We start from the raw sequence: 26,122 nt of genomic DNA on the forward strand, positions 1-26,122 counted from the left end.
CACAACAACTAAATCATACAAGATTGGAATGAAATGAATGACTACAAAAACCGCGCATATTGTCGCACATTCTCACTGGGACAGGGAGTGGTATCTATCCTTTGAGAAGCACCGAATGTTGCTCGTTCAGCTCATGGAGGATTTAATCGAGACGTTTGAAAATGACTCGGAATTTACCAATTTCCATCTGGATGGGCAGTTTATTGTACTGGAAGATTACCTGGAAATCATGCCGCATAGGTCGAACCAGGTCCGCAAGTTAATTGAAGAGGGCAAGCTGATTGTCGGTCCATGGTACATCCTTCAAGATGAATTCCTCGTCAGCAGTGAAGCCAATGCACGTAACCTGTTAATTGGGATTCAAGCCTCAGAACAAATGGGAGGATATGCGAAAATCGGATATTTCCCGGATTCCTTCGGCAATATGGGTCAGGCACCACAGCTCATTAGCCAGGCAGGCATTGAGGTAGCTGTATATGGACGTGGAGTGAAGCCAGTTGGATTCAATAACGAAATTCAGTCTGGCAATGAACATACCTCCAAATACTCGGAGATGTATTGGGAATCTCCCGATGGTACTCGTGTACTGGCGATCCTGTTCGCCAATTGGTACAACAATGGCATGGAAATTCCGGTGGAACCAGAGAAGGCGAAAGTTTACTGGGCCGAAAAACTGGCTGCAGCAGAAGAGTTTGCTTCAAGTTCGGAACTCCTGTTCATGAACGGATGTGATCATCAGCCGCTTCAGAAAGATCTGACACAAGCGTTAAAGACGGCTACCGAGATTATGCCAGATGTGGCGTTTCGTCACTCCAGCTTTCCCGAATACATTCAGGCTCTGCAAAAAGCGAAACCCCAATCATTGGACGTCATTCGCGGTGAACTTCGAAGCCAATGGACCGACGGCTGGATCACACTTGTAAATACGGCTTCAGCAAGGGTATATATCAAACAGCAAAATGTAATAAGTCAGACGTTACTGGAGAAAGTGGCTGAGCCGCTGGCAGTCATGGCCTCTCTGTCCACAGGCATTTATCCACGGCATGAGCTGTTATATGCCTGGAAGACGTTACTGAAGAATCATCCTCATGACAGCATCTGTGGGTGCAGTGTTGACGAGGTCCATAGGGAAATGATGACCCGATTTGCCAAATCGCAAGAAGTGGCTGAAGCCATATCAGTTCAGAGTGCTCGTACAATAGCCGAATCCGTGGATACATCTGGCTTTGACGCAGATTGTGCGTTGCCTTTTGTAGTGTTTAACACTTCGGGACATCGACGATCCAATGTGATTGTAACTAGGATGGACATTGAGAGACGTTACTTTGACCACCGGCCTCCGCATGAAAAGTATCAGGAGTTTAAGCGTGAATATGAAGCCTTTGACTCGAACGATTGGGTTGTATTGGACGCGGAAGGCAAGCAAGTGGAAGCCGTAATCACACCCATTGGACCGACATTTGGATATGATTTGCCGGATGATCGATTCCGTCAACCTTACTGGGCATATCAAGTGGATGTAGAGCTTCATGTCCAGAACATCCCTGGTTTTGGATATCATAGTTTTGCTCTTGTGCCTAAGAGTGTTTCTGGAGAGAATGCGCTTAGCGAACTGACTACCACTGAACTTGTTACAGAAGAGCAAGTGATGGAGAACGATTATGTGCGGATCGAGATTGCGGGGGATGGATCGTTTAGCATGTTGGATAAAGTGAACGGTCGTAATTATACAGGGCTTGGCATTTATGAGGATACGGGGGATATCGGAAATGAGTATATGTACAGACAACCGGATCAGGAAGCTCCGTTGACTACGCAGGGACTGCCTGCCCAGATTAAGCTGGTACATCATACACCACTGAAAGCCGTCTATGAGATCGTGCATAACTGGAAGCTTCCGGTAGGCGCAGATGAACTGCTGGATGAAGAGATCCGCTCCATGGTTCCATTTCGTTACCGGAAATCCCGGCGGCTTGATGAAACTAGAGAAGTGAGGATTCGTACAGAGCTAAGCCTTGAAAAAACGGGTCGTTCGGTTGGCATTAAAAGTTATATCGATAACACGGTTCAGGATCATCGAATTCGCATGTTGTTCCAAACGGGACTCGAAGCAAGTCATGTTACCGTTGACTCTATTTACGAACTGGCAAAGCGCCCGATACAGCCGGAAGCGGAATGGAGAAATCCCAGCAATGCGCAGCATCAAAATGCATTTGTCAGTATCAGCAATGGTCGTGAAGGGCTAACGATTGCGAATAAAGGTCTTAATGAGTACGAAGTATTGGCTAATCAGAATACCATTGCTGTGACCCTGCTGCGTGGGGTACGCGAGCTTGGGGATTGGGGAGTATTTGCAACGCCTGAAGCCCAATGTCTCGGACAGCACATTATGGAAATGGAGCTCATTTCACATGATTTGGATGTTATTGAGTCCGAGGCTTATGTGCAGGCGTACCAGTTCCCGGTTCCCTGGACCGTTCAACAGACAGGGGTACATGGTGGAACGTCACCCGCTACCCACGAGTTTTTGCAATGGGAGGGTGATCATCTCGCTTTTAGTGCGCTTAAACGTGGCGAGGCAAATGATGACATGCTGTTCAGGGTGTTCAATGTATCATCGGAGACGACTTCACTGAAGGTAACGCCTTCGTTTGAGGCTAAGGAAGTGTACGAAAGTACAATTGTTGAACATCAAGGTGAAGCCATGAAGGTAGCGGATGAGGGAAGTTATGCTTTGAATGTGGGACCGGCAAAAATTCAGACGATCGGCATTCAACCCACAATACGTTTGATATAAACAATTCAGTCTTGGAGTTCTCTCCACTGCTGCGGATTGAAAACGGATGCATCATGTTCCACATACGACAACCCTGTTTTCGTGCAGCTTGATTACATGATCAAGTTAATGGGAGGTACGATTGTGAACAAACGATTATGGTTAGGTGCCAGGTGTACCATTTCAGTTATGTTGACTATTGTCATGTTATGTTCAGGGCTATACATCACACCAGCGACCACACACGCGGCAGCAGAGGGGGGAGATATTACTGAACAGGGAGACGTCCATCTAAATGATGTGTCACCTGACTCAGTAAGTATTACGTTGGGGGAAACTCCTGTGCAGCAGGGCATAACGGCTCGTCCCGGCGATGGACCTTCAGCAGGGCTTCAAGTGGGGATATCTGACGGCAAAGAGTATTGGAAAACCAATCAGACGGTGAATCCAACAAATCCGGCCGATAACATCCTGTATTTTTACTTTAATGTTGCGGATGAATATTTATTTGAAAATACCGATCAGGACGTGTTCGTCACTGTTGAATATTACGATAGCAATAGCGGAGCGATGTCTCTGCAATACGATTCGAAGCAATCCAATTTCAAGGATGCTCCTTTGTTCCGGTATGAAAATACGGGAACCTGGAAGACACATACTTTCAAGCTCAGTGATGCCAATTTCGGTAACCGCACCCATGATGCGGATTTCCGAATCGGGGTTAGCGGTGCAGGGGCACCAGCCAACAATCCGGAACTTCATCTGGCGAAAGTAACTGTCCATAAGCAGCCTCAGCAACAGGGAGGTACTCAGGCGAAGGTTTATGATACGGAATTCCCTACATCAGATATCGTCATTGCAGATCGGAGCGTAACCGATTATGGAGCAATAGGGGACGGTGTCTCGGACGATACTCAAGCTTTCAAAGAAGCGCTGGCAATAGCCGGAAATCAAGGTGGCGGAGTTGTGTTCGTACCATCCGGAACCTATAAATTAACCGGAGAGCTGGTTATTCCAACAGGCGTTACACTTCGCGGAGATTGGGGGAATCCCGAAGAGCATGGCGGGTTAGTCAAAGGTACAATCCTTGCTGTATATGGCGGCAAAGGTCAAGCTAACGGGAACAGCTTCATAAAGATGGAGCCTTCCAGTGGGGTAACACATTTGTCTATCTGGTATCCCGAACAGATTATAAATAACCCGGTGGCTTATCCATGGACGATGGAACAGCTTCCAGGTGACAGTGCCACGGTGAAAAATGTAACTCTCGTCAATGCATACCAGGGGATCAAGATTGGCCCGGAATGGAACGAACTTCATTATGTGAAGGATGTATACGGCACCACACTGAAAACCGGTATCTTTCTGGATTTCACAACAGACATTGGGAGACTGGAAGAGCTTCACCTGTCCCCGAATATATGGGCGAACTCTGGTTTGCCAGGAGCACCTGAGCAATCTCAATTGCGTGAATATATGATACAGCAATCAGAAGGTATCGTAATGGGGCGCTCGGACTGGGAGTATATGTCTAATATTCATATCTCGGGTTATAAGACAGGCATACGAATCACGACAAGAACAGGAAGCCTTGAAACAGCCAATGCACAGCTGTACAAGATTCAGATCGACGACTGCAACGTAGCGCTGAAGATTGAAGGCGTCAATGATTATGGATTGCTGGTGACAGATAGCCAATTCGAAGCGAGTGCTGGTCCGAATCCTGTTGCCATTTATGCAACGGAAGGTTTTCACTCCATTGCTCAGTTTAACAGCGTAACGGTGGGCGGGGAGCCCAAACATGCGGTTGTGAATGAAGGGCGTGGAACGTTGTCCTTTGAGAGCAGTTCTTTCGAGAATTGGGGTGAAGGAAGCGGAGATTATGCCATAGTTGCGAAGAGTGGTTCGCTTATACTGGGCAGTTCTACCTTCGCCAAGCCGGATCGGCACCTACTTCTTCAGAGAGATGTGGCAACAATCAATGCCATACATTCCGGACACGAAGGCAACCTTGCAGTGAACGATGAAAGTACCTCGGCGGAACTGAACATCCATCAGGAAGAAAATTTGGTGTTGGAAACGATACCTAATGTTCCTTCAGTAGATATTGCTGTGCAGCCCAAGCCGGGTACTCGCGAATTGTTTAACGTAGTGAGCCAGCCCTATTTGGCTGATAACACAGGGAATACGGATTCATCCCAAGCCATCCAACAGGCATTGAATGATGCCGAAGCAGCAGGTGGAGGAACGGTCTATATGCCGGCTGGTATTTACCGGGTTGAGCAGGCTCTTGTGGTCCCGACTGCCGTAGAACTGCGGGGTAATTATGATGTACCTCATCATACGATTGGGAATGGAACCGTTATTTTTACGAACTATGGAGAAAACGACCCGGATGCCGATGCCTTCATTCAGCTGAAGCAAGCAGCTGGATTACGCGGATTATCTGTCTATTACGATCAACAAACATGGTCTGATGCAAATCCGGTGAAGCCTTATGCCTGGACTGTGCAAGGTCAAGGGAAAAACGTATACCTGATCGATACAACCTTGGTTAACCCTTATCAGGCTGTCGACTTCGGCACCCATGATACAAGTGGTCATTATATCGATTATGTAGCGGGATCTCCGCTCAAGGAAGGCATATATCTTGGTGGCGGGTCAGACGGAGGATACATGCGGAATGTGCAGTTCAATCCGCATTATTATGGTCGGAACAATTATCCAAATCATCCATCGAATGATGAAGAATTTAATCAAATTTGGAATTATCAAAAAGAGAATCTGGACGCCTTCCGTATAGGGGATGTTACCAATCAGGTTATTTTTAATACATTTGTATACGGATCAAAGTACGGTATTCATTTTGAAGAACAGAATGGAAGAGGGCCCGAGGCTATCGTTATTGGTCATGGCACGGATGGCAGTAAAAAGGGAGCCGTATTACAACATGCGGGAACAGCTGGTCTTTCGTTTATCAATACAGAGCTTGTTTCCATGAGTACAACAGACAAGGTATACGTGGAGGTTGGGCCAGACTTTGGTTCCAAAGCGGTGTTCTTCAATACGTCCATGTGGGGAGACACAACAAGATCTTTTGATATTCACGGAGGAGATATCCGCATACAGCAGGGAAACTTCACAAACGTTGGTGAAATCGGCATTAATGCAATCGGTGGTGATATTACCCTCTACAATTCCTATTTTCAACAGCCACGTACGAATCATGTGGTTGCAGGTCCAAACGTAGAGAAGATGGTGATATCCAACAACCTGTTTAATGGCGGTTTTCAGATTGAGAATGAAGCCCCTCCTGGAAAAGTGACGGGTACCAATCTGTTTCCTTTGGCACTCAAACTGAACCAGCTTGGGTATGATCCATCCAGACCAGGTGATCCCGGAAGCACGCTGACTTTGACTAATGTTGCAGGTGAGGCTTTGCTTAAAGGGGAGATCGAACTGATTGAACCGAGTGTGTATCAGGCGATGTTTAAGCCAGTACGATTTGAGGGGCTGGGCATTGGGAAAAGCAAGGATGTGGCGCTTCCCTATATATCAAGTGACTTGCTCAAATTCAGAGTAACGCTTGAAAACGGATTCCGTTATGAGACTTCAGTCAAACTGTCACAATCCTTTGCGGCACAAAAAGATGCTGTTGGAACGCTGCCATTCATTGAGGTTTCCAGTCCGGAGCATTACAACAGTGTCGGTGGAAGCTGGGGAGGTCCGAATGACCTCAGCATTCAAGCTAAAGCAAGTTGGGATGCGGAAAATTTGGTTCTCAAGGTGGACGTCAAAGACGATATTCACCATCAATCCAATACCAATGGCGATATATGGCAAGGAGACAGTTTACAGCTCGGTATTGACCTTGGTAAAGAGGATGGTGCGGCCAGCAAACAGGTGAATGAGCTTGGTTTTGCACTGAATCAGGAAGGTGTCATCACGAAATGGAGATGGCGAGCTCCGGAAGGGGTTGCACCAGGATTATTGGAATCCGCATCAGCAAACATTACCCGGGACGAGACGACTCATATTACTCATTATCAAATTACGCTGCCTTTTGCAGCACTTCATCAGGAAGGATATTCATTCCAACCTGACAAACCTATCGGTTTTGCATTGCTTGTCAACGAAAACGATGGCGAAGGACGATCAGGCTTTATGGAATTTAATGGAGGGATCGGTACAAGTAAAGATGCACGATTATTCGGAAACTTGTACCTGCTTACGGGTGATTATGTGACATTGTTGGAGCAATCGGCCGAGGCGAGTGTTCGTACTGCGGAGCAAAAGAAAGATGTTACCTCTATAGATACAGCAGCCAACTTCGTCACTCTGCTACCAGGCGGCACGTTAAAGTCCTCATTACTCGTGAGACTCGCTGTTCTTACATCAGGTTCCAATCCGAATCCCGGGGGACCCAATCCACAGCCAGGCTCGGGTTCTGGTTCGCAGCCAGGTGCTGGAGGGGGCCCTACGACTGGAGGGAAGAATGAACCAACACCCGCCGCTCCTGGTGCTACAATGCAGCTTCAGCCCAAGCTGGATAAGGCTGCTGCATTGGCAACAGCCGAGCTCACCAACAAGATGATGGAGGATGCATTCAACCGCATCACCCCTGATCAGGACAGGAAAAAGAAGCTGATTGTAGACATCGAATCTGTAGATGGTGCTGAAGGGTATGCTCTGACACTTCCATCCAGCTTTTTGCAGGAAGTACCATCTACCCATTGGTTGGAGATTCGAACAGCATGGGGAGTGCTGCTGGTTCCGAGCAATTTGCTGGCCAATACCAAAGGAACGATTGGAGAGCGTATTAACTTGGTATTAAGTAAGGCTAATCGAAGCACTTGGAGTGCCAAGATGAAATCAGACTTAGGAGAGCGGCCGGCGATTTCATTATCTGTGATATCGGATGGAAAATCCGTTGCATGGCAAAATTCCATTACGCCAATCACAGTAAGTTTACCCTATCAGCCTAATGTAACTGAACTGCTGGACCCGGAAAAACTCGCAGTACAACGTATCGCGGATGACGGGCAAATGATCTCCATTCCAAATGGGAAGTTCAATAAAAAATCGGAACAAATGATTTTCAAGACACGACAAAACGGAGTTTATACAATCACTCAGGATAATCGAACATTCCAGGATATACAGCAGCTATCATGGGCCCGCCATGCCATCGAAGTCCTAGTGTCCAAAGGGGTTATTCGTGGAATGACAAAGGCAGAATATCAGCCTCAATCCATGATCCGCCGAGCGGATTTCGTAACTCTGCTTACCAATGCCTTAGAATTACAACCAGATCAGGGAACCAAGGTGGAACGCTTCGCGGATGTACCTGAGCATGTTTATTACGAACAGTCCGTGAATACCGCAAGAACGCTGGGCATCATTCAAGGGGCAGGCGCGGATCGATTCTCGCCAGCGTCTCCAATTACCCGGGAAGAAGCAGCGGTTATGATCTACCGAGCTATGCAAGTTATCGGGATGCAGCCTCCTCCTGAAGGTGAATCCGGTCTGAATGACTATAAAGATACTCATTTGATTAAGGCATATGCCCGCGATGCCATTGATTCATTAACCAAATCAACAATAATGGAAGGAAGCAATGGCAGCTTCCATCCGGAAGATACAATGACACGTGCTGAGACCGCAGTGCTGCTGTATCGTTTATACAACCGTTTGCCTTAAATCTTCCGATAGGATTGAAATGGAGCAGATGAGGAGAGTGAACACATGGCTAAAATTACACGGATAGAATGCATACGTACAAGGCACGACGGAAGCTGGACCATTGTGAAGATTTCAACGGATCAGGATGGTCTTTACGGATTGGGTTCTGCTTCCGATCTTTATAATCCCGAAGCGGTGGTACAGGTCATCGAGCAACTGCTGGCACCATTACTCATAGGGAGGGATGCATCCCAGATTGAAGATTTGTGGCATCTCATGCATATGAGCGGATATTGGAGAAATGGGGCAATACTTCATACGGCCATTGGTGGAATTGACATGGCCCTGTGGGATATCAAGGGCAAGGAAGCGAATCTACCGGTATATCAATTGTTAGGAGGGGCCTGCCGTTCGGCAGTTCCCTGTTACGGCCATGCCGGTGGTGCTGATATCAGCGAGCTGAAAGAGGATGTATCTCGTTTTATGGAAGAAGGATACACGGTCATTCGAGTGCAGATGGGAGGTTACGGTGGCGGGGGATTTGTCAGCGGCAAGGACGCGAATTTGCCGCGCGAGCCCTGGAGCAGCGGTCCTGTATTCGATGAACATGCGTATCTGCATGCGATCCCTGACATGTTCGAGAAGTTGCGCCTGGAATTTGGTAATGGGATTCAGTTTACCCATGATGTGCATGAGCATTTGTCCCCCATTCATGCCATTCAGCTGTCGAAGCGGCTGGAACCTTATCATCTTTTCTTTCTGGAAGATGCACTTGCTCCGGAACAGATCGGTTGGTATCGACAGCTGCGTCAACAGAGTGCTACGCCGCAGGCCGTGGGAGAATTATTTGTTAATCCTCAGGAGTGGACTGGTCTGATTCAAGAGAAGTTGATCGATTTTATCAGAGTTCGGGTATCGAAAGCAGGCGGAATCAGCGCTTGTCGCAAGATCGCTGCGCTTGGCGAAGCCTACGGAGTACGAACAGCCTGGCAGGAGGGTGGGGAGAATGATCCTGTTAACCAGGCGGCTGCTGTCCATCTGGATATGGCCCTGTGGAACTTTGGTATCCAGGAAATCAATCATTTTAAACCTCATGAGTTGCAGGCATTCCCGGGACATATCGTCAGAGAGGGCGGATATCTATATCCTTCCAACAAACCGGGACTGGGCATTGAACTGGATGAAGTGAAGGCCAGATCATTACTAAGTGACTCATGGGATCACAACAAATATCATCGGCCGTATCCTCTAGACCGCAAAGCGGATGGGACATTGGTGCGACCCTAACGAAGTGACAAGAACAGACAGGAGAGATATAGGAATGAAGACGATTGCAGTTACAGGCGGAGGCGGAAAGCTGGGTTCACAGGTTATTGAGAAGCTGCAATTACAAGGTCATGATGTCGTATCGCTGGATAAACACCTGTCTGACCGGGTGCGTTGCAGACAGATTATTGTCGATCTGAACGATTATGGTCAAGTCGTGGGAGCACTTGCCGGAGTGGATGCGATCATCCATCTGGCCGCAATTCCTGCGCCGCTTCACTACCCTCACAGCTACATTTTCGCTAATAATACACTTTCCGGATACCATGTGCTGGAAGCAGCCTCTTTGCTTGGTATAAAAAAGGTGATCATGGGCTCCAGTGAATCATCCTACGGATTTGCCTGGGCCAACAAACCCTTCGCTCCCGATTATTTCCCGGTGGATGAACAGCATCCGCAACAGCCGCAGGAATGTTACGGCCTGTCCAAGATCGTTAATGAGGTCACTGCAGAGATGTTTCATCGGAGAAGTGGGATACAGGTGATTTCCCTCCGTTTTTCAATGATTGTCGGACCAGGAGAGTACAGACATTTGGCTATTGCGAAGGCGGAAACGTTCAAGCACATATTGTGGAGCTACATTGATATCAGGGATGCCGTGGATGCTTGTTTGGCTGCTCTGCACGCCGATTATAATGGGGCTGTTCACGTTAATGTTACCGCTAATGATACGTTAAGTGATCGGCAAACGACAGAATTGCTCGCCACCTTTTATCCTAATGTAAAAGATCTACGGACACCTTTCTCTAGTCGAGAAGCCATTGTTAGTAATGGAATGGTGAAAGAGCTTCTGTCCTGGGGCCCGAAGCATTCGTGGGCGGATGAAGAACAGGAGTAGCTTATGCGCAACTAAAATGAATAGGGGGATAATATGCTAAATTTCATGCAAAAAAACAAGAAGGTTTTGGCTTTTGCAAGTGCGGCATTATTGATTCTTACGTTGTGTTTGTCTATTTCACCTTCCATCGTATCGGCAGCTTCCGCGTTTAATCAAACGCAGGCTTCCAGTTATAACAGTCAATCCGGAGTCCAACTGGAAAGTTCCAGCGAGGGTGGGCAAAATGTCGCATTTATCGACAACGGCGATTACATTGTATTCAACAATGTGGATTTTGGCAGCGGTGCCAATTCAATCGACGTGAGAGTAGCCAGTAATAACAGTGGCGGTACGATTGAGGTCCGTCTGGATAGCCTAAACGGGACACTCGCGGGAACTGTTGCTGTTCCAGCTACGGGCGGGTGGCAATCCTGGCAAACGAAGTCCGGGTCAATCAGTGGTGCCACTGGTGTACACACAGTCTATCTTAAATTCACGGGCGGAACCGGCAATTTATTCAATCTACTCTGGTTCAAGTTCAGTGCTTCCGCCGCAGGCAGCGGAGGCGATGTCGTAGGCAAGCTGTATGCCGGGTATCAAGGCTGGTTCAACGCAGCCGGAGACGGTTCACCGAACGGGGGCTGGGTGCACTGGTCCAAAAATAGCAGTGCGCCATCAGCAAATGGCAACGTGAATTTCGAGTTGTATCCAGACCTTCGCGAATATTCCAAGCTGTATCAGACAAGTTTGGCGAACCTCGGTAATGGTTCTCCTGCCAAATTGTTCTCCTCTTACGATCAGGAGACGGTCAACAAACATTTTGAGTGGATGCAAACCTACAATATCGATGGTGCAGCATTGCAACGGTTCGGCGCAGATGAGAGTGACACACCTAACAACTGGAAAAGCAACCGGGACAGCGTAGCCGTCAAGGTTAAAAATGCCGCGGAATCTTATAATCGCAAGTTCTATGTCATGTATGACATTACGGGAATGAATGCGAGCAATTGGGTACAGGCAGTCAAGCATGACTGGACGACCAATGTTGTGAACAACATGCACCTGCCATCATCTTCGGCCTATGCGAAGCAGAATGGCAAAATGGTTGTCTGCATCTGGGGTATTGGCTTCACGGATCGGCCGGGTACGGCAGCAGAGGCGGCCGATTTGATCGGTTGGTTCAAAAACCAGGGGATCTATGTCATCGGTGGCGTGCCTACGTATTGGAGAACGGGAAATAACGACTCTCGATCTGATTTTATGAACGTCTACAAATCGTTGGATATGATCTCGCCTTGGTCCGTTGCCCGCTTCGGCAATATTCAGCAAGCGGACAGCTTCAAAACCAATCAGCTTCAACCTGATCTGGCTTTCACACAGCAAAATGGAATTGACTATCAGCCAGTGATCTGGCCGGGTTCGGCTTGGTCGAACATGACTGGTGGCCCAAGAAACGAGAATCCGCGTCTGCATGGAGACTTTATGTGGAGGCAGGCCTACAATCTGAAGAGCATCGGTATCAATACCGGATATATCGCGATGTTTGACGAGTACGATGAAGGTACGGCTATTGCCAAGATGGCAGAGAACAGCTCCATGATTCCAACCAATCAATATTTTCTAACGCTGGATGCCGACGGTGTTGCCGTATCTTCAGACTTTTATCTCCGACTTGCAGGGGATATCAATCGCATGTTCAAAAATCAGATTCCAGTGACGGCAAACCATCCAACAAGTCATCAATAGAGCCCAAATGGCATGATTTTAACAAGTTCGTATACATTCAGGAGGATTAAAAATGACTACTAATGATATTGGCTTCGAAACCACACGCCAAAAGACGACATCCATGAATCCAGCAATCACATCTATATATACAGCAGATCCTTCGGCCCATGTATGGAACGACGGTAAAATTTACATTTACGCATCTCATGATATGGACCCAGCCAGAGGTTGCGATCTCATGGACAGATATCATGTTTTTTCCTCGGAGGATATGGTTCACTGGTTGGACGAAGGGGAAATACTCCGTTCAGACGACGTTTCCTGGGGCAGACCGGAGGGCGGCTTCATGTGGGCGCCTGACTGTGCATACAAGAATGGGACCTATTACTTCTATTATCCGCATCCAAGTGATTCGAACTGGAATGATTCCTGGAAGATCGGGGTTGCCACCAGTAGCTATCCAGCGCATGGCTTTACGGATCAAGGGTATATCAAGGGGCTTGGCGGGTTTGCACTGATTGACCCGTGTGTAATTGTAGACGATGACAATAGCGCCTATATCTACTATGGTGGCGGCAGTGTCTGTCTGGGAGGCAAGCTCAATGAAGATATGATGTCACTGGAGAACGGCATGACAGAAATGCAAGGACTTGAGGATTTTCATGAAGCGGCCTGGGTGTTCAAAAGAAACAATCTTTATTATCTTACCTATGCGGACAATCTGGAAGACAACAACCGTATGAGATACGCAACAAGCGAGAATCCGCTTGGCCCATGGACGTACCGAGGCATTTTTCTGGAGCCGACTGGCTGTTCCACGACCCATGGCTCTGTAGTAGAATTCAAAGGGCAATGGTATCTTTTTTATCACAATCAAGCGATCTCTGGAGAAGGTACGCTGCGTAGCGTATGTATCGACTATCTGGAGTTCGATGAAGATGGTTCCATCAGACCTGTGGTTCAGACAAGGGAAGGTGTACCGTCCGTTGGTCCAGCCCCGGTTCCTGCACGGCAACAGAAAGTTTATGCAGGTGCAGCTTGTCAGGTTTTTGGTGGAGCTGAAATCAGGACATTGCAATCCGGTCAAACCGTGGTCGGGAATCTTCAATCCTCAGAAGCGTACGCCTTGTTTAAGAATATAGATGGAGGCGAAGGCGGAAGAGCATCGATTGAACTTCATTATGCGACTGGTGAACGACTAGCCAAATTGCATCTGACGATTAATGACCAGGACTATTCTTTGCTGAATGCGCTATCCACTGGCGGTTTGCAGGAGTTCGGCGGAATCACCAATATCACCGTTCCTTTGGAGCCGGGTAATGTTAACACAATCCAAATTTCAGGTGGACATGGTGAGATCAATCTTTTAAGCCTCACCGTTACCCCGTTGTTGGATTAATACGTAAGAAACGGGATAGACGTTTAAACCTCAGGAGAGTTTTCCTGAGGTTTTTTCTTGTAAATATGAACGAGTGAGTTCTAATAAAAAATAAGCACTTTTTTCCAACAAAATGCCAAATGAATGACAACGAAATGTTATTTCTATTTGTAACTGCTTACTTTATGCTAGATTTCAACACCCGATGAAGAGACTGGATTATGTCTGTACATACGGTTATGAGGGTTAGCCATTGTGCAGAAGAAAACAAGTTCTTCGGATGTAAGACAGAAGTGCACGTAGAGAACCTTGATGTATTTGTAAGCGGTAACAAAAAACAGACTAGGAGGAAATCATGTGAGGAAGAGTCGTCGATTCATGTTCACGCTGTTGGTCATTTTATTAATGGTTTCGTCAGTGCCACTCCCTGCCACAGCCTATCAAAATCCGCAAACGTTACCGGATGAATGGGGACAATATGGACTCGGGGACCCCTATGTATTGAAATTTAATGGATACTATTACCTGTATGTAAGCACAAGAGATACGGACGACGGTGTCAAAGTCTGGAGCTCTAAAGACCTGGTGAATTGGTCGTACCGTGGATTAGCTACAACAGATCCCATTACGCACGGAGCTTATGCTCCTGAAGTTGTTTACTGGAATGGCATGTTCTACATGTATACATCACCTGCCGGAAAAGGACATTACGTGCTGAGCAGCACAAGTCCTACCGGACCCTTCAATGTAGTAACGGGCAACCTTGGAAAGTCGATTGACGGTAATGTGTTCATTGACGATGATGGCTCGTTCAGCTTCTATCACGCAGCACAGGGCCGCATAGATGCAGCACCGATGAGCAGTCCGACTGAGATCGGAGTGAGTGCGTCTACAGGAGTGGGGATGGGAGGCTGGACTGAGGGTTCAACCGTCTTCAAACGAAATGGAAAATACTATATGACCTATACAGGTAACCACGTATTTAGCAAAGGATATCGGGTGGATGTGGCAGTTAGCACCACAGGTCCGAGGTCCGGATATGTTACGGATAGCACAAACCCGGTATTAATTCGTACAGAGGGTCCAACCGTGGGATTAGGACACAACACTGTAGTAACAGGACCTAATCTGGACACTCACTATATGATGTATCACAATTTGGAAGGTAACGGAATCATTGGACCGCTGCGGCATCTGAACATGGACCGAATTGTATGGAATAACGACAAGATGATCGTGCAAGGTCCGACTTCAACGGATCAACCCAATCCAGAAATGCCTGTTTTCTATGACTACTTCGATCGTACTGCAATCGGAAGCAATTGGTCCAACGTGAACGGTGGTAATTGGGGCATCTACAATCAGGAACTCATGTGGCAAAATTCAATGGGCAGCTCAACTTGGTATAAACAAGTGACGGCTTCGAGCAGCGCATCGGATTATACGGCTGAATTTAACATGAAGGAAATGAATCGGGGAACGTCCACCAATCCGAGATACGGCGCTACATTCTCCTATACGAATGAGAACAACTACGGTGTTGCGCTGATCAGTTCGAAAAACAAAAGACTTGAGACATTTTTCCGAATTAACGGTGTGGATCAGGCTTGGCAAACATTCGATCTGCCTGCCGACTTCAATTATTCGAAATGGCATAACATACGGATAGAAAAATTGGGATCAACGTTTAAATACTACGTAGATGGTATGTTCAAAGCAACGCGTACCGCCAATGTAGGAGCAGGCAAAATTGGTGTTCTGACAGAGGATACACATGCGGACTTCGGCTATACTGCTTTTAGCAATGATGTGAACGGAAGCAGTGCATGGAATGCCTCCAAGCCGATTCCAGGCACAATTGAGGCCGTTCATTATATGAAAGGAGGCGAAGGTGTCGCTTATCACGATACAACGGCTGGGAACCTGGGCGGGGCTTATCGGACCGATGCCGGGGATATTCACCTGAATAACGAAGGACTGTTCAACTTAGGCTGGAATCAGACGGGAGAATGGTATAAATACAAAGTAAACGTAGAGTCAAGTGGATATTACGATATTGATTTTCGCATGGCTACCTCGTTGGACGGGGCTCAGATCCGAGTGTGGGATGGTTCGACCGACTTAACGGGTATCGTCAATGTACCTAATACGGGCGGATGGGATAATTGGAAAAACATCTCCAAGAAAAAGGTCTATTTAAATGCTGGACAACGGGAATTAAAGGTTGAATTCGTAACTGGCGAGGCTGATTTCTCAAGAATGACGTTTCAGAAGAATGTTGATGTGACAAGTGTAAGTGATAATTTTAACGACGGCGACGATAATGGATGGACACGGTTTGAAGGAACCTGGGCTGTAGAGAATGGTGAATACAGTGCAGGGAGCACCGGACCTGCGAAATCTACATTTGGGGATACAGGATGGGCAGATTATACGGTAGAGGCGGATATTAAGATGATTGACTCAGGGGGAGACGGGGGTTTACTTGTCAGAGTGTCCAATCCATCCCACGGCACAGAGCGAGGCCAGAACAATTATGATGCTTTACAAGGATATTATGCTTATCTGACCACAAGCGGAGTCAGTCTGGGCAAGATGAATTATAATTGGGCGCTCCTCAAGAGCAACGCGCAGTCATATTCCACCAATACCTGGTATCATATGAAAGTTGCCGTTAATGGTACCAACATCAAAGTTTATGTGGATGATATGGTTACTCCGAAGATCGATTATACGGACAACAGCCTGAATCCGTTCACGCATGGCAAAATCGGTGTTAGAACGGCAAACAAGCATACGCATTTCGATAACGTATCGGTTACTCCCTGAACCCGGAAGCCAAACGTTGAGAATGCAAATCGTTGTAACGAGAACTGGAATGCATATTAAGCCGCCAATTGGCGGCTTTTTTGCCTTAAACGATATAAACTATTGCGACCAAATGATGCCTTCCTCTGATCTCCTTCACCACCGTCATTTCCCATTAGCCAATCCAACCCAATTCATTGATAATTGAATGATGGATTCGACAGGAGAGGGTGGTTGGTAATGAAAAGTAGTGAACTTCTGAATGGATCGCATGTATCCTTTGGAGGAAAAGAGATGCTTCTCCAGGCTAGTAAAGAAGCCGCTTCTTATGGCGCATCTACATTTATGATGTACACCGGCGCACCGCAGAATTCGAAACGAAAACCTATTTTGCAATATAATATTGAAGCAGGTCATTTGCACATGAAGCAGCATGGCATTTCCAACATTGTAGTACATGCTCCATTCCTGATAAATTTGGCTAATAGTTACAAACGAGAAGTATTTGATTTTAGTGTACAGTTCCTGCGGGATGAGATTGAACGAACGGCAGCGCTGGGATCCAATCAGCTGGTCCTTCACCCCGGTGCCCATGTTAACGCTGGGGTAGACATCGGCATTCGGCAAATTATCCGGGGATTAAACGAAGTATTACAGGACGAAATTTACCCTGAGGTCCAGATTTCTTTGGAAACGATGGCTGGAAAAGGAACAGAATGCGGAACAAGTTTTGAAGAACTGGCACAGATTGTCGATGGCGTGCAACGGAATGAACGACTCTCCATATGTCTGGATACTTGTCATGTTCATGATGCCGGATACGATATTGTTCATCATTTTGATGGAGTACTCGAGCAGTTTGACAAGGTACTTGGCCTTGATCGACTAAAAGTACTGCACATCAATGATTCCAAAAATGTGCGGGGATCGAGGAAAGATCGCCATGAGAACATCGGACACGGACATATCGGGCTTCAGGCCTTGGATTATATTGTGCATCACCCCCAGCTTGCGTCACTTCCAAAATTGCTTGAGACGCCGTCGATTGGTAAAATTAAATATAAAAGTGCACCTTATCGACATGAAATTGCCCTGTTAAGAAGAGAGTGCTCTGAACCCGTGCAGAAGGAAGAGAATTCTTTAGAAAACAGTAAATAGAGAGTATCACAAACATTCGCTCACTCATTCCATGTTTATTCTCACGAGACATATGTTAAAATGGATGTAGAACGTTACTTTTTACTAAAAAGGAGGCCGCCATGCAGCCAATAGAGCCTCAAGACATCCAACACCGGATCAATAAACTTCTCGATCAGGACCTATATTTACACCTCGAACTCACGTCAGGTGCTTACGCCAGTCACTTCGATAGCACCAGGCATCCGGGGTCGGCATTCATTTCCAATGCGGTCATACGATATACGCAAGGATCTATCTCGGGCACGGGCCCATATCGAGTTGGCTTAAAGACCACTCACGGCTGGATATACGCTGAAGGACTTACACACATTGACGAGCTGGAACAAGAACGACTCATTCTGGCTGGTCACGATAGTCAAGGAAAGCTGGTTGTAGCTTTACAACTTAGTCGGGAATTGTTCTGATGAAAGCGGAGGATCAAATAAGCATGAATAACAAACAGATTGAACATCAGCGCATTTTAGTTGTGTTTCCCCATCCCGACGATGAAGCGTTCAGTTCATCGGGAACATTGGCGAAATACATAAAAGGCGGTGCTCAAGTCACTTATGCTTGCCTGACTCTAGGGGAGATGGGACGTAATATGGGCATCCCTCCATTTGCCAACCGGGTCACCTTGCCAATAATCCGTAAGGATGAACTCATAGAGTCCTCCAATGCGATTGGTATTCAAGATTTAAGGATGCTCGGTTTTCACGATAAAATGATCGAGTTTGAAGATCCTGAACTGCTAGATGGCCATATTTTGGCCCTGATCAAGGAGCTTAATCCTTCACTGGTCATTACTTTCTATCCGGGCTATAGTGTGCATCCCGATCATGATGCAACCGGAGCTGCGGTTACGCGAACGATTGGTCGACTGCCTGCAGAGGAGAGACCAATTGTGTACTGCTGCGCATTCTCGAACAATCACGAGGAGAGCATCGGAAAAGCGGATGTGATTGAAGATGTGAGTGGATTCCTCGCCGAGAAAATGGCATCGATTCGAGCTCACCGTTCGCAATTCCAAGCGCCTGAACTTGTCGGCAAGCGGGAATTGGATGATGAACAAATCCGAAATCGGTTTGGAAGAGAAGCGTTTTGGACCTATAAGTTCGATTAATTTTACAGTTTGTACAATCAAATTTTCGTAAAAGTCGCCATTATGGCGACTTTTTTTCGTTTTAAACATAACATATTGTTCAGAGGTGATTGGATTGGGAAGGGGCAATCGTATGGTTTCCATTGGCTTGCACGGGTAATAACATATTGACCATTAAACTCGTAAGGAGTGATACAATTGAAAGAACTTTGTTCTGTTTTTATTAAAATCCCGATGCTCTTTATGTTTGTTGCACTTACAGCTTGCTCTGGAGAAACGGAGCCGTCGTCCACCACTGAAACGTCAACACAAACAAATGAATCGGTTAAAGCTCCCACCACAGAAAACGAGGAAACATCTGAAACGACACGACCGCAAACAGAAAGTTTTGATTTGATGACAGGAGAGGGAAATTCTTCACAAACGGCAACCTTACATCAAGGAGAGGGTTTTTCATTGTACGTGTTTGAGAAGTTTTCTTTTGACGCTGCCAAAGGCCGCTTGTCGCTGATAAGCAATCCGGACTACTATGTAGATATTGAACCGCTGCCCTCAGATTATGATCTGGAAAAGCTTAAGACAACTGGGCAAGAGGACTTGGAAAAATTCGGTGCGGTGACTGATTATAGTGGAGAACTGATCGAGCATCCGCTTGGTTTCGCTGAGCTTTATCTTCAAGCCTCAGGTGAAAAAGGGATAAACGATTATATGGTCTGGAAATCAGAAAAAGGTGACGCTTTTTTATTCCGTCTTCACAATCCCAAAGGTGAAGAAGCCTCTGATTTCGCTGGTCCGGTCCTTGTGTCCTTATCCACGGTTCAAGGCGAATAGTCGTCATCGTCATCATAAGGAGTGAATGGACATCGTAATACCAAAAATGCGAAGCAAACGAATCATTCGAATTACTGCGATACTCATTTTACTTTTGCTCATATCATGCATCGCATTTGTTTATGTGAATGACAGACCTGGCGGACTAGCCGACCGGCGTATGTCCAAAACAATGGGAATGAGTGAAACCATGCATATTCCTATAGGAAAAACTGCTGAAGAAGCGATTCAGAAGTTTAGAGGCAAGGTTGATTCATTTCACATCATTCATCAAGAACCGGTGGACGGCGGCATAATTTTGTTTAAACAAAAAACGGGTCAGGAAAATAACAGCAATCTTCAGATGGAGTATGCTCGGAAGATAATATTCGGATGGAAGTGGGCTTGGGGTGGCGGATATTCCATCGGGGAATCATCTCAATTCACGTCTGCAATGGATTATATGAGCATACCTGAATTGAGTCATATATCGACACCTTTCCCTATGCTGTTTGGACATATACTAGACCCGGCTATTCAGCGTGTAACTGTCGAGTTCGAGGGGAATGAGAAACCAGTACTTGCGGAAGCCAAGCTGGTTGAGGTGGGCCTGGAAAGCATAATCTGGTTTGTAACACTGCCCTCGTCTGCAACAATTCCGTATGAAATAAAGGGATTCAATGATAAAGGGGAGCTCGTAACCCATAAACAAATGGATGATCCGAATGGCATGGGTTCCATGGTTCTGGAAGAGCGTTAAAGAGTGATCGTACGGGACCTGCGAGTAGGGCGGGATCGTCAAGTTTGGAAAACAATAAAAAGGGAACAACCCATTGTTGAGGGTTGTTCCCTTATACGTTACAAGGAAATTCGAGTTTACAAAAAAATAAGTAAAAGAATTCCGACTACGAAGCAATAGTATGAAAAGTAAATCAAGTTCCCTCTTGCCATAATTCCCATGAACCATCTCATTGAAAAGTAGGTTACGATAAGGGTCGTAATGAACGCTAAAATGTAAGGTACAGCCAACTGCGCTCGGTGCGGATCGGTTACAATGTCAGATGCACCTAAAATTACCCCGCCGATGCTAATCGGAATGTAGAGCATAAAGGAAAATTTCAACGCCGTTTCTTGTTTCATCCCGACAGCAATAGATGCAATGACTGTTGCACCAGAGCGGCTTATTCCCGGAATAAGAGCCACCGCTTGAGCCAGACCCACCAGTACTGCGTCTTTCGCAGACAAATCGCCATCTCTTTTGCGCCCGCGAAGATTTCGAATGAGCCATAGGGCAACCCCTGTAATCAGTAAACTAATCGCAACCGTATAGACAGAAGTGAATATTTCTTCAATTTTATCCTTGAACAGCACAGCCCCGATCGCAGCAGGCAGGGTACCAATGATTATGTATAGACAAAACATAAAATCTGCTTTGTACTCCGCATTGCGAGAGACTAGGAATCGCCAGCCTCCTACAATAAGTTTTTTGATATCTTCCCGAAAGATAAACATAATGGCAATCAGTGAGGCTGTGTTCGTCAAAATTTCAAAGGATAATCCGTTCTGCTCCATGCCAAGCAATCGTTGAACGATAATCAAATGTCCGCTTGAAGAAACCGGAATAGGCTCTGTAGCCCCTTGTACAATACCTAATAACACATATTTCAACCATAAAATAAAGTCTTCCATTGTATCCTCCTACTCATTATTTTCGATTAGCTTTGACATATTTCAGTTGGGCCACAATAATGACACTAATAATCACCAAAAGGAACCACGAACTGATCTTGCTAAAACTGACCAGCTGCCAGGAATCATGCTGGTCAGGGTATTTCCAGCCGTTAAAAAATGTAGCTATATTTTCAGCGGTCCAGATGAAAAAACCTACAATGATAAAAGCGAGTGTTAACGGCATTCGATAGGTAGTTAATCGTACCCGATAGATAATCCATGTTTTTCGAAAAACAATAAATACCAGAGCGGTCAACCACCAACGGAAATCGGGAATAAAATGATGTGTGAAAAAGTTGATATAGATGGCTCCACCTAACAGAAACGAAGATGCAAACCCAGGCCAGCCTGTCATGTCCATACGCAATCTGCGCCATATTTGACACATAAAGCTTGCAACACTTGCATACATAAATCCGCTATAAAGGGGGACACCAAAGAGCTTGGTATAACCAGGCTCGGGGTATGACCAGGATCCCATCCATACCTTATACATCTCCAGTACCAATCCAATCACGTGAAATATACATATGACTTTGATTTCATCACGTGTTTCCGATCCGCTCCGGTACATAAGGTATTGTACTGCTAATAAAACAAGCAGAATGGCATCATAGCGATAGAGAAAGGGTATCTGAATTACGCTAGAAAGGGCCAACGTTCCAAAGATCGCCACAGGAAAAATGCAACTCATCGCCTGATGATAACCAAAATGCAGGAGCTGTACTAAAGGTTTCAAGTTATGTTTATCTCCTTCCTAAGCCTTGTTCATAATAATATAGATATGGTCCGTTTGTAAAAAGAGAAAAAAAGATCTATATATTTTCTTATTTTCAATTCGTGCTTAATCAAAGACAAATAAGGCCCCTCGTCAACTGGAGGGACCTTGTTTTTTGGACAATTCAATTATGCATTTTGAGACAGCTTGTAGGCAGATTTAATCGTATGTTCGATGAGCGTCGCAATCGTTACAGGACCAACACCGCCTGGTACAGGTGTAATTGCTGAAGAAGGAACAAAGCAAGCTTCGTAATCCACATCTCCGACGTTGCCTTTGTTATAACCTGCATCAATAACGACAGCACCTGGTTTAATCCAATCTCCTTTAACAAAGAGCGGTTTGCCGACGGCTGCAATTATGATATCGCCAAGCTTCACGATTTCCTCCAGGTTCACGGTTTTGGAGTGGCAGGTCGTCACCGTTGCATTCCGGTTTAGCAGCATGGCTGAGACAGGTTTGCCCAGAATTGGACTTCTTCCGATGACAACCGCATGTTTGCCCTCGATCTGAATATTGTAGAAATCCAGAATACGCATAATAGCCTGTGGTGTACAGGAAGGGAATTCTGCATCTCCAAAAGCATTAAGTGCAAAACCGAGGGTCGTTACACCGTCAACGTCCTTCTCGATGCTAATGGCATCAAAAGCTGCTCTTTCATCGATGTGATTCGGGACAGGGTGCTGAAGCAAAATACCGTGTACGGAAGGATCATCATTTAGCTTGTTAATTTCTTGAATTAATTCATCTGTGGTGGTATCCGCAGAAAGAACGACCTTAATAGAATGCACGCCTAATCGAGCACAAGCATTTCCTTTCATTCGCACATAAGTCGCTGAAGAAGGATCATCTCCGACGAGAATTGTTGCGAGACAAGGCTGAATACCTTTTTCCTTCAGAATGGCAACCTTCGAGGCCATGTCTTCCTTCATAAAATCCGCTACCGTTTGTCCATTCAAGATCAGTTTATCAGTACTCATTTTCACATCGCCCTTTCAACATAAAAAAGAGGCAAGGAAATAAATATTCCTTACCTCTGCCCAGGCGTACGGCTTATTACAAAACCATATGCTCCCTCACGGTTCACCGTGTTCGCCAGTTACATATGATCGTTTAAATTGTTTAGATTGATAGTACTTGAAAAAGCAAAATTGTTCAATAGTTAATGGATTTCTCTTATAGAGAGATGACCTTAAGGATTAAGTATCTCTTCTATCAATGAAAATTCAACATGATCTACTTTCCAGCCCTTATTTGTATAGACGAGTGTGGCACTGCGGTAGAGTGTTTCCTTGTTACCATAAATGGAACTAGAACCCGAGTATTGACTTAATCTAGCTGTATTGCTGTCAGGGTAAGTCAGACTGGATTGGCTAATGATTTTGAATTTAAAGTCATATTCCATCCCTTTATCCCGAATAATTTGATTGATAAAACGATCTGTAAAATAGGCGCTAAAGTACGTCCGAATTTGCTTAATGGACGACAGATTTGTCGCTTCATTTAATTTGTCAACGAAGATTTGCTGTTGTTTGGCCGTTATTCTCTTTGTATTGGGCACTTGCACTTTGGGTTTTGCCATCGTTACCTGTAGTTGCTTACCATCAAGAGTAATGGTTGCTTGACTGGTTTGTTGATTCCATTGCACGTCAGCGCCTAAAGTTTGACTGATAAACCGCGCCGGGACATAGGTGGTGTTATCGTTTAATTCCGCAGGCACATCTAGATAAACTTCCTCATGGTTAACCAGTATCTTTTTAGAGTTAATGGTCAAAAGTATTGTCGATTCACCTTTGGTAATGGTGATATTTTTTAGTTCTTTGTTCCAGTTAACTTCCGCTCCCAAGTTTTCGGACACTGCCCGTAACGGAATTAGAACACGATTATTTTTTAGCATGCCTGTATCGATTGTGATGTACTGGTTTGCAGCTTCCCCGGTAGCCGCAAAACTCGGCAGGATGAGCAGAGTTGTTGTCAGCAAGGAAATAGTGATTTTCTTAAACATAGGCCCTCCTCAAAGGATTAATTGTTTGAATATGTAGACGTTATCAAATAGAAAATGTTTCTGTATGTAAGATGCCATTCTCCAAGCAGTAAGGTAGGCTCAGTTGAGAAAAGGACTTAATTCTAAATCTAATTCTAAACCTAAACCTTTCTTTTCCTTTTACCAGAAGAAACAGTTGATAACTGTTATCACTCGTGATATATTGTTAACCAGTAAACTATTTAATATTAAATTCCTGAATTAGTTTAATCATTTAAGGTTTTTTTAATTGTTTATAAGTAAATAAGGAGCGATTGAAGAATGGATTCAAACGATCGAACAAAACAGTTACTGTATGACCAATTCATCCGATTTTTACATGTATATGAGAATCACAAGGATACGGAAATTGAACATTTTCTAAGTATCGCTCAGCGGGAAAGCATGGACAAAATCCCTCAGCATTTGACCGCGGTTCATATGATAGATTGCATTGGCAAGCATGAACCTATTAACAACACGGGTATTGCTGAGGCGATGAATTTGTCCAAAGCGAGTATTACCAAGATCGGCAACAAACTGTTGGAGGAAGGATTCGTCAAACGTACGAAAATGAATGACAACAAAAAGGAGAGCTATTTCCGTTTGTCACCGCAAGGAAAAAAGATTTTTGAACTACATGAACGTTTACATGTACTTGAGGCTGAACGGTTTTATCGTTCTTTGGACAAATATTCGGAACCGGAGCTGAAAATAATACATCAATTTCTTCAAGACAGCAGCATGGATATGGAATCCAGATAAACTGAAGGAGAGTGAAACACTTGAGTCTGGCAGAATTGATCAGGGAACGCAGAAGTATTCGTAAATGTAATTCTACACCGGTGGAACAGGAGTTGGTTGTTGAATTGCTTCACAAGGCAACACGGCTTCAACCATCTGTTGAATCTGGCTCATGGCGTGTTGTTTATGCCGGAACTCCCGAAGCACGCAAGCGGTTGGTAGACTGCATGCTGGAGCAGATGTCGCAGAGCAAGTTCGGTAAGTTGATTCCGGGAAAACTGCTGGATGTGTTTAAAAAGAGGTTTACCGATATTCCTGCTCATGTCATTGTTATGTCGACTGTAGGACCGGATCGTCTGACCAATGACCGCAATTATGCGGCTGCCTGCGGGATGATGCAGAGCTTCCAACTGCTGGGATGGGAACAAGGGTTAGGAATGCTGTGGGATACAGAATCCATGATTCAGAATGAAGGCTTTTTCAAAGGAATTGGACTGCGTGAGGATGAAAGATTTGTTGGCATTCTTCATATGGGATATTACGACAAAGCGCCAAGAAGCCGGAAAAGAACACCAGCTGAGCAAAAGTGGACTGTATTTCAGGGTCAGACTACGTAGAAGGGGAGGATATAAAAATGGAATTGGCCAATCTGCAAGGAGGCATACACAGTCCAAAAGATTTTTTGGATCGACCGGTATCACAGGAACTAATCCTTGAATTGCTCAATCACGCCGTGTGGGCGCCAAATGATGGACTTCGTGAGCCGTGGCGATTTATTTTTGCCGATAATCGTAATGGGAAACTTATGCAGGGAATGCAGGAGCACGCTCCAGCCTATCTTCTGGTCTTGGTGAAGGAAGAGGCGGATCATCATAAGCGGGAAGAGGACTTTGCAGCTGTCTGCTGTCTGATCCAAAATTTTCGTTTGCTTGCCCATGAACAGGGCCTGGGTGTGCGCAGTACGTTGCATGACTGGATGTACGACCGGAGTCGTGCTGAAAAGTTTGGCGTGTTAGGCAACGAGCGAATTGCTGCGGTTCTGGAATTGGGATATGGCACTGTACAGCTGGAAGGGAAAGATGAGATAACAGAACCTCAGCTTCAGTTCGAACTGCTGTAGCGGGGAAGATATAGGGAAGAGAATTCAAATGAAAGAGGAACGACAAAACCTTAGCAGGGATTGTCGTTCTTTTTTTTGAGGTTAGCAAACATCCATTTCTAGCTGTTATAAACGTAACTT

19 protein-coding genes and 1 riboswitch are annotated in these 26,122 nt (G+C 45.7%); of the genes, 15 read left to right on the top strand and 4 right to left on the bottom strand.

Going from position 1 to position 26,122, the window contains the following annotated elements; translation table 11 throughout:
- Positions 1-37: 37 nt before the first annotated feature.
- From HP548_RS21720 to HP548_RS21775, 12 genes are all read left to right on the top strand, one after another.
- Entirely contained in the window at positions 38-2,797 is a 2,760-nt protein-coding gene (locus tag HP548_RS21720) for an alpha-mannosidase (protein WP_175382807.1), read from the top strand.
- Between the two features lie 123 nt (positions 2,798-2,920).
- Positions 2,921-8,476, top strand: a complete 5,556-nt coding sequence (locus HP548_RS21725) for a glycosyl hydrolase family 28-related protein (RefSeq protein ID WP_175382808.1) — start codon at positions 2,921-2,923, stop codon at positions 8,474-8,476.
- Positions 8,477-8,521: 45 nt separating this feature from the next.
- A complete protein-coding gene (locus HP548_RS21730) occupies positions 8,522-9,745 on the top strand; it encodes an enolase C-terminal domain-like protein (protein ID WP_175382809.1) in 1,224 nt (407 codons plus the stop codon).
- Between the two features lie 34 nt (positions 9,746-9,779).
- Entirely contained in the window at positions 9,780-10,622 is an 843-nt protein-coding gene (locus HP548_RS21735) for an NAD-dependent epimerase/dehydratase family protein (RefSeq protein WP_175382810.1), read from the top strand.
- 45 nt (positions 10,623-10,667) lie between these two features.
- Positions 10,668-12,347: a carbohydrate-binding protein gene (locus HP548_RS21740; RefSeq protein ID WP_240342932.1), complete on the top strand. Its 1,680-nt coding sequence runs from the start codon at positions 10,668-10,670 to the stop codon at positions 12,345-12,347.
- A 52-nt stretch (positions 12,348-12,399) separates the two neighbouring features.
- Entirely contained in the window at positions 12,400-13,728 is a 1,329-nt protein-coding gene (locus HP548_RS21745) for a family 43 glycosylhydrolase (protein WP_175382811.1), read from the top strand.
- Between the two features lie 336 nt (positions 13,729-14,064).
- Positions 14,065-16,536 carry a family 43 glycosylhydrolase gene (locus tag HP548_RS21750; protein WP_343054909.1) on the top strand — a complete coding sequence of 824 codons (2,472 nt, stop codon included), beginning with the start codon at positions 14,065-14,067 and terminating at the stop codon, positions 16,534-16,536.
- A gap of 219 nt (positions 16,537-16,755) precedes the next feature.
- Positions 16,756-17,673, top strand: coding sequence for a deoxyribonuclease IV (locus HP548_RS21755; protein ID WP_175382812.1), 918 nt, complete (start codon positions 16,756-16,758; stop codon positions 17,671-17,673).
- Positions 17,674-17,774: 101 nt separating this feature from the next.
- On the top strand, positions 17,775-18,119 hold the full coding sequence (locus tag HP548_RS21760; RefSeq protein WP_099854138.1) for a YojF family protein: 345 nt from the start codon (positions 17,775-17,777) through the stop codon (positions 18,117-18,119).
- A 23-nt stretch (positions 18,120-18,142) separates the two neighbouring features.
- Positions 18,143-18,817 carry a bacillithiol biosynthesis deacetylase BshB2 gene (gene bshB2 / locus HP548_RS21765; protein WP_175382813.1) on the top strand — a complete coding sequence of 225 codons (675 nt, stop codon included), beginning with the start codon at positions 18,143-18,145 and terminating at the stop codon, positions 18,815-18,817.
- Positions 18,818-18,985: 168 nt separating this feature from the next.
- Entirely contained in the window at positions 18,986-19,627 is a 642-nt protein-coding gene (locus HP548_RS21770; protein ID WP_409347669.1) for a hypothetical protein, read from the top strand.
- Positions 19,628-19,652: 25 nt separating this feature from the next.
- The gene (locus HP548_RS21775; RefSeq protein WP_175382814.1) at positions 19,653-20,366 is read left to right on the top strand and encodes a hypothetical protein; all 714 of its coding nucleotides are present in this window, start codon (positions 19,653-19,655) and stop codon (positions 20,364-20,366) included.
- A 116-nt stretch (positions 20,367-20,482) separates the two neighbouring features.
- Here HP548_RS21775 and HP548_RS21780 read toward each other — a convergent pair whose 3' ends face one another.
- From HP548_RS21780 to HP548_RS21795, 4 genes are all read right to left on the bottom strand, one after another.
- Positions 20,483-21,295, bottom strand: a complete 813-nt coding sequence (locus HP548_RS21780; protein WP_175382815.1) for an undecaprenyl-diphosphate phosphatase — start codon at positions 21,293-21,295, stop codon at positions 20,483-20,485.
- Positions 21,296-21,311: 16 nt separating this feature from the next.
- On the bottom strand, positions 21,312-22,076 hold the full coding sequence (locus tag HP548_RS21785) for a DUF817 domain-containing protein (RefSeq protein WP_175382816.1): 765 nt from the start codon (positions 22,074-22,076) through the stop codon (positions 21,312-21,314).
- A gap of 167 nt (positions 22,077-22,243) precedes the next feature.
- Positions 22,244-23,095, bottom strand: coding sequence for a bifunctional 5,10-methylenetetrahydrofolate dehydrogenase/5,10-methenyltetrahydrofolate cyclohydrolase (locus HP548_RS21790; protein ID WP_175382817.1), 852 nt, complete (start codon positions 23,093-23,095; stop codon positions 22,244-22,246).
- A gap of 51 nt (positions 23,096-23,146) precedes the next feature.
- Positions 23,147-23,228: riboswitch (ZMP/ZTP riboswitch) on the bottom strand.
- A gap of 79 nt (positions 23,229-23,307) precedes the next feature.
- Complete coding sequence (locus tag HP548_RS21795) at positions 23,308-24,120, bottom strand: stalk domain-containing protein (RefSeq protein WP_175382818.1); 813 nt, start codon at positions 24,118-24,120, stop codon at positions 23,308-23,310.
- Between the two features lie 300 nt (positions 24,121-24,420).
- Between HP548_RS21795 and HP548_RS21800 the strand changes: the two genes are divergently transcribed.
- Genes HP548_RS21800 through HP548_RS21810 form a run of 3 tightly spaced genes read left to right on the top strand, consistent with a single transcriptional unit; the run spans position 24,421 to position 26,002 of the window.
- Entirely contained in the window at positions 24,421-24,903 is a 483-nt protein-coding gene (locus HP548_RS21800; RefSeq protein ID WP_175382819.1) for a MarR family transcriptional regulator, read from the top strand.
- Positions 24,904-24,914: 11 nt separating this feature from the next.
- On the top strand, positions 24,915-25,499 hold the full coding sequence (locus HP548_RS21805) for a nitroreductase family protein (RefSeq protein ID WP_064638421.1): 585 nt from the start codon (positions 24,915-24,917) through the stop codon (positions 25,497-25,499).
- 17 nt (positions 25,500-25,516) lie between these two features.
- Positions 25,517-26,002 (top strand): nitroreductase family protein, encoded by a 486-nt coding sequence (locus tag HP548_RS21810; protein ID WP_175382820.1) that lies wholly within the window; start codon positions 25,517-25,519, stop codon positions 26,000-26,002.
- Positions 26,003-26,122 lie beyond the last annotated feature (120 nt).

The sequence above is a fragment of the Paenibacillus taichungensis genome (genome assembly GCF_013359905.1).
Taxonomy (GTDB): Bacteria; Bacillota; Bacilli; order Paenibacillales; family Paenibacillaceae; genus Paenibacillus; species Paenibacillus taichungensis.

Excerpts from the sequence above, each read along its gene's own strand:
- HP548_RS21720 (WP_175382807.1), top strand. The coding sequence starts at position 38 with ATGACTACAAAAACCGCGCATATTGTCGCACATTCTCACTGGGACAGG.
- HP548_RS21730 (WP_175382809.1), top strand. The coding sequence starts at position 8,522 with ATGGCTAAAATTACACGGATAGAATGCATACGTACAAGGCACGACGGA.
- HP548_RS21735 (WP_175382810.1), top strand. The coding sequence starts at position 9,780 with ATGAAGACGATTGCAGTTACAGGCGGAGGCGGAAAGCTGGGTTCACAG.
- HP548_RS21740 (WP_240342932.1), top strand. The coding sequence starts at position 10,668 with ATGCAAAAAAACAAGAAGGTTTTGGCTTTTGCAAGTGCGGCATTATTG.
- HP548_RS21745 (WP_175382811.1), top strand. The coding sequence starts at position 12,400 with ATGACTACTAATGATATTGGCTTCGAAACCACACGCCAAAAGACGACA.
- HP548_RS21755 (WP_175382812.1), top strand. The coding sequence starts at position 16,756 with ATGAAAAGTAGTGAACTTCTGAATGGATCGCATGTATCCTTTGGAGGA.
- HP548_RS21760 (WP_099854138.1), top strand. The coding sequence starts at position 17,775 with ATGCAGCCAATAGAGCCTCAAGACATCCAACACCGGATCAATAAACTT.
- bshB2 (WP_175382813.1), top strand. The coding sequence starts at position 18,143 with ATGAATAACAAACAGATTGAACATCAGCGCATTTTAGTTGTGTTTCCC.
- HP548_RS21775 (WP_175382814.1), top strand. The coding sequence starts at position 19,653 with ATGGACATCGTAATACCAAAAATGCGAAGCAAACGAATCATTCGAATT.
- HP548_RS21780 (WP_175382815.1), bottom strand. The coding sequence starts at position 21,295 with ATGGAAGACTTTATTTTATGGTTGAAATATGTGTTATTAGGTATTGTA.
- HP548_RS21790 (WP_175382817.1), bottom strand. The coding sequence starts at position 23,095 with ATGAGTACTGATAAACTGATCTTGAATGGACAAACGGTAGCGGATTTT.
- HP548_RS21795 (WP_175382818.1), bottom strand. The coding sequence starts at position 24,120 with ATGTTTAAGAAAATCACTATTTCCTTGCTGACAACAACTCTGCTCATC.
- HP548_RS21800 (WP_175382819.1), top strand. The coding sequence starts at position 24,421 with ATGGATTCAAACGATCGAACAAAACAGTTACTGTATGACCAATTCATC.
- HP548_RS21810 (WP_175382820.1), top strand. The coding sequence starts at position 25,517 with ATGGAATTGGCCAATCTGCAAGGAGGCATACACAGTCCAAAAGATTTT.